Here is a 4,842-nt window from a genome sequence, read left to right as displayed (position 1 = left end):
GGCTGCTCACCAAGTTAGTGCTCAACAATCTCGCCTACGCCCGATTCAAACTGGCGACCCCTACGAACCACCGCCCCGTCTTACCGAAGCTATCCCAACCCTGGAGGAATCTCAATCCCAGTGGCAGGAGCGAGTGACCCTAATACCTGGCACCTTGCGGAGAAATCTCCTGAAGACCTACCGGGGTCTAAGTACACCTCTGATCACAGCAATGGCGCGATCAGCAAGTCTGGATCCGGAGCAATCAACTAATACCCTCACTGGGCAGGATTGGGAACGACTATGGCAGCAATGGCAACAATGGCTACAACAATTAGCTAGCCAATCCTTTCAGCCGGGATGGACATCTACAGGCTATACAGTAGTTGGCTGGGACATCAGCACACCCGTGACCAGTATTCATACCCTACTGGATGAGTACTATAGCGATCGCCTCAGTCAGCAGCAGTTTCAACAATTGCATCATCACCTTAGTCAAAAACTGAGTGGCCTCTTGGCCAAGCTGCGCACCAAGGCTGATGGGTTCCAGCAGCGCCTCACGCAAGCTGACCAAGCCGATCAATTCCGTAACCAGGCAGATTTACTCATGGCGCACCTCCATGCTTGGCAACCAGGAATGACCCGCATTACCCTACCAGACTTCTCGACTGGTGAGCCTATCACTATTCCTCTTGATCCAGAGAAAAATGCTGTGCAAAATGCTCAAGCCCTCTATAAGCAACATCAAAAGTTACGACGGGCACAGGATGCCATTATTCCTTTGCTCACAGCAGTGCAAGCAGAAATTCACTACTTAGAACAGGTCGAGGTTGCTCTCATGCAGTTAGAGGCTGATGATCACAACCAAAACCTTGTTGCCCTAGAAGAAATTCGTGATGAGCTAATCCAGCAAGGATATTTGGACGATACAGGCTACACTCACCGCCGATCGACCCCTGGGTCAGAAGCGGCATTTTATCACTATCGCACTCCTAGCGGCTTTGACCTGTACGTAGGACGCAACAACCGCCAAAATGACCACCTGACGTTTCGCGTCGCTAGGGACTATGACCTCTGGTTCCACACTCAAGAGATTCCTGGCAGCCATGTCTTGTTACGGCCATCCCCCGGGGCTAACATTACAGACGCTGATTTACAGTATGCAGCCGATATTACTGCTTACCACAGCCGTGCCCGCTACAGTGACCAAGTGCCGATCGTTTACACTGCTCCCAAGCATGTTTACAAACCTAAGGGGGCTAAACCAGGTATTGCAGTTTATAGGCAAGAGACCGTCATCTGGGGAAAACCTTGTCGCAGCCAGCCCTTCTCTAACCAAACACCTGCAACCATAGACATGACACCGGCAAATTACAAGGGATAGATGTAATGCTCACAGGCTCGACGGATTTAGGTGAGTGGTATTCAGTACAACTCGGTTACGTCCTGCTTGTTTAGCCAGATATAAGGCACGATCGGACAAGCTAATCAGAGTATATGGTGCTGTACCCAGTGTCGGTACTATGCCGGCTACTCCCAAACTCAAGGTGACATAGGGTTGAACGACAGAGCTACAGTGAGGAATCTTCAACGCTTCCACCTGTTGGCGAATAGACTCTGCAACACACCTTGCATGGTCAGCAGTCGTATTCGGCAAAATCACAGCAAACTCTTCGCCGCCATAGCGAGCTACCAAATCGGCTGGGCGGCGGGCACTGTTGTGAATAACTTGAGCCACCTGTTGCAGACAGGTATCCCCCATTTGGTGTCCATAGGTGTCGTTATAGAGCTTAAACAGATCAATGTCACACAGAATTAAGGACAGTGGTGCTTGCTCTCTTGTCAGGCGTTGCCACTCGTGTTGCAGACATTCATCAAACCGCCGTCGATTCGCAACTTGGGTCAACCCATCTAGGTTCACTAACTGCACTAGCTTGGTATTGGCCAACTGTAGCTCAGCCTCAACTTTCTGTCGCTCTTGAACTTCTTGCTGCAACTGAATGTTTTGTAACTCAAGCTGACGCTTTTGGTGTTCAAGTTGCAGTTGCATCCGGTATAGCTTGAGCTGGTTCTCCACCCTGGCTAAGACCTCTGCCAGTTGAAACGGTTTAGTGATATAGTCAGCACCACCCACATTAAAGCCCTTAACCTTGTCACTAGTTTGACTCATGGCACTAATGAAGATTACAGGAATATGTGACGTTTGAGGGTTTCTCTTCAATTCCTGACAAACCTGATAACCATCCATATCTGGCATATCTACATCCAACAGAATTAACTCAGGCTGTAGATTTTGAGCAGCCGCGATCGCCATTTGACCATTGACAGCTCTATGAACCCTATACTCCTGCTGACTTAGCATTGCAAACAATAACAGGAGATTTTCTGGGATGTCGTCAACCACTAAAATATTGCCGCGATGGCTAGAAGGGTTGCTTGCCATAAGCTGAGAGAGCGTAACACTTAATAGCTAACCACTTAACTCCTAGGACTATATGCAGTTGCGGCTAATCACCAAGAATCTAGCCGTTAATAGCTGAACGTTTGATCCCTATAGACAAAGCCCACCTGTGCAGATTGTTTGCTAAGTAGCATTGCCGATAGAGGCGACAGTCCTCGTCTAGTGGCTGGTTAGCCGTACTGAGTCAAAGGCTTGTCAGTCAACCAGCAGTTGCAGTAGTTACCCATGAGTTAATCGAATTTTTATAAAAAACTAAGCAGTAAACCCAAGCTAGCTGCCTTGATTAAATTTGTCTTATGCACCTTAGATGTAAATTTACTCTGAAAATATCTCCTTTAGGGGATCCTTTAGGGAACTGATAGGCCAATTTGGATACTTGGTATGCCGACATTAATGCCAGGAGTTTACAAATCTTCAACTTGGCATTTGAAAAACTTGGTACACTTATACTTACTAGATTTGTTCTCGCCATTGGTGGTCTTGGCAAACGGTGATCTTGGCAAGCAGTAACCTTGGCAAATATTGTAATTCTCAGATCTTGCTCAGAGAATTTCCACTACACTAATGCGTATCCTCACTAAGGCGTATCTTAACAGGCAGCATACCTTGGTCATCTTTACCTGCACTAGGATGCCTAGTGACCACACAGTTACTCCAAATTTTTGCATGGCTCCCAATGGCTACCAAATCCTCGTCTGACCAGTTCGCTAATCTCAACCCAGAGCGCAAGAAGGCACTGAGTATGGTGCTGACTCAGATCGATCGCACCTTTGGTAAAGGCACGATCATGCGGTTGGGCGATGCCTCTCGGATGAAGGTAGAAACAATTTCCAGTGGTGCTCTCACCCTAGACCTAGCATTGGGTGGCGGGTTGCCAAAGGGAAGAGTGATTGAAATTTATGGTCCAGAAAGCTCTGGTAAAACAACGCTGGCTCTACACGCTATTGCCGAAGTACAGAAGGCTGGCGGCGTGGCGGCGTTTGTCGATGCTGAACATGCCCTTGATCCTCTCTACTCTAGAGACTTGGGGGTGGATATTGACAACCTGCTTGTATCACAACCAGATACAGGAGAAGCAGCCCTGGAAATTGTGGATCAATTGGTGCGATCGTCGGCGATCGATATCGTGGTTGTAGACTCAGTTGCCGCCCTAGTGCCACGGGCAGAAATTGAAGGTGAAATGGGCGACTCCCACGTTGGCTTACAGGCCCGCCTCATGAGCCAAGCTCTGCGCAAAATTACTGGCAGTGTGGGCAAATCAGGGTGCACAGTAGTCTTCTTGAATCAACTACGGCAAAAGATCGGTGTGAGCTACGGCAACCCTGAAACCACTACTGGCGGACAGGCATTGAAGTTCTATGCCTCCGTTCGGCTTGATATCCGACGGACTCAAACCCTGAAGAAGGGTACGGAAGAATATGGCATTCGTGCCAAGGTCAAAGTTGCCAAGAATAAAGTAGCACCTCCATTCCGGATTGCTGAGTTTGACATTATTTTTGGCAAAGGTATTTCCAGCATGGGATGCCTTGTTGACCTAGCAGAAGAAATCGGCATCCTTGTGCGTCGGGGTGCTTGGTACAGCTACAAGGGTGAAAATATCAGCCAAGGCCGAGACAACGCCATCAAGTATCTAGAAGATAATCCTGAGATTGCAAAAACCATTGAACAGCAAATACGGCAACAGTTGGCTGGCGGGGCCGATGTCTCAGCAACAAAAGTCATTGGGCCTGACGATGACGACGATTTAGACGATATTGATTTGGATTTGGATGATGATCTAGATGATGAGTAACGCTAACCCTGCAATAGTGCAGCATTGCTGAACAGAAGCATGATTCTCGTGCTTGAGCTGCTTGCCGCCCTTACCTTCAGTACACGGTCTAGCTAGACCATCTGTAGTCGTTCGTAGTGGGGACTTTAGTCCCCATCTTCATGCGTAGCCAAGACTTCGTTCGTAGTGGGGACTTTAGTCCCCATCTTCATGCGTAGCCAAGACTTCGTTCGTAGTGGGGACTTTAGCCCCCATCTTCATGCGTAGCAAGGACTTCAGTCCTCATTCTGGGCCTCACATCAGCCATGTCTGAACCCACCAGCGTACTGCCATGGAAGCTTTTGTAATGAATCTTTGAAGCAAGCTACAGTTAGGATTTTTTTGGTTAACGTTAGATTAAGGTGTGCATTCTGGAACCCAATATCTATGAGCATTGACCACACTCAATCCACAGAACCCAGAGATACTGACAGAGATACTAATAATGTAGATGCAAGTCCCTTGGCTGACTCTACCCATGTTGCAACTGAAGAAGTCCAAAGTAACCAATCACCACCTGCCACTGAACAGGCAACCATGGCAGCGGCGATCGGAGACTATGCCTATCAGGTGATTAGCCGTCACTACCGAC

General features: G+C 48.3%; 4 protein-coding genes. 3 read left to right on the top strand and 1 reads right to left on the bottom strand.

The window, feature by feature from the left end:
- The coding region (locus NZ772_13930) for an NFACT family protein (GenBank protein ID MCS6814648.1) at positions 1-1,363 on the top strand (1,363 nt) is incomplete at its 5' end.
- Positions 1,364-1,372: 9 nt separating this feature from the next.
- Here NZ772_13930 and NZ772_13925 read toward each other — a convergent pair.
- Positions 1,373-2,422 carry a PleD family two-component system response regulator gene (locus NZ772_13925; GenBank protein MCS6814647.1) on the bottom strand — a complete coding sequence of 350 codons (1,050 nt, stop codon included), beginning with the start codon at positions 2,420-2,422 and terminating at the stop codon, positions 1,373-1,375.
- Positions 2,423-3,116: 694 nt separating this feature from the next.
- Between NZ772_13925 and recA the strand changes: the two genes are divergently transcribed.
- Both recA and NZ772_13915 read left to right on the top strand, forming a co-directional pair.
- Positions 3,117-4,232 carry a recombinase RecA gene (gene recA, locus NZ772_13920; GenBank protein ID MCS6814646.1) on the top strand — a complete coding sequence of 372 codons (1,116 nt, stop codon included), beginning with the start codon at positions 3,117-3,119 and terminating at the stop codon, positions 4,230-4,232.
- 405 nt (positions 4,233-4,637) lie between these two features.
- A partial coding sequence (locus NZ772_13915) for a hypothetical protein (GenBank protein ID MCS6814645.1) occupies positions 4,638-4,842 on the top strand: 205 nt, incomplete at its 3' end.

It is taken from the genome of Cyanobacteriota bacterium, assembly GCA_025054735.1.
In the GTDB taxonomy this organism is placed as follows: Bacteria; Cyanobacteriota; Cyanobacteriia; order SKYG9; family SKYG9; genus SKYG9.
Note: the sequence above shows the minus strand (reverse complement) of the source record. Positions and strands in the feature narration are given on the sequence as shown.

What these genes read in the sequence shown, in the direction of transcription:
- recA (MCS6814646.1), top strand. Translation starts at nt 3,117, where the DNA reads ATGGCTACCAAATCCTCGTCTGACCAGTTCGCTAATCTCAACCCAGAG.
- NZ772_13925 (MCS6814647.1), bottom strand. Translation starts at nt 2,422, where the DNA reads ATGGCAAGCAACCCTTCTAGCCATCGCGGCAATATTTTAGTGGTTGAC.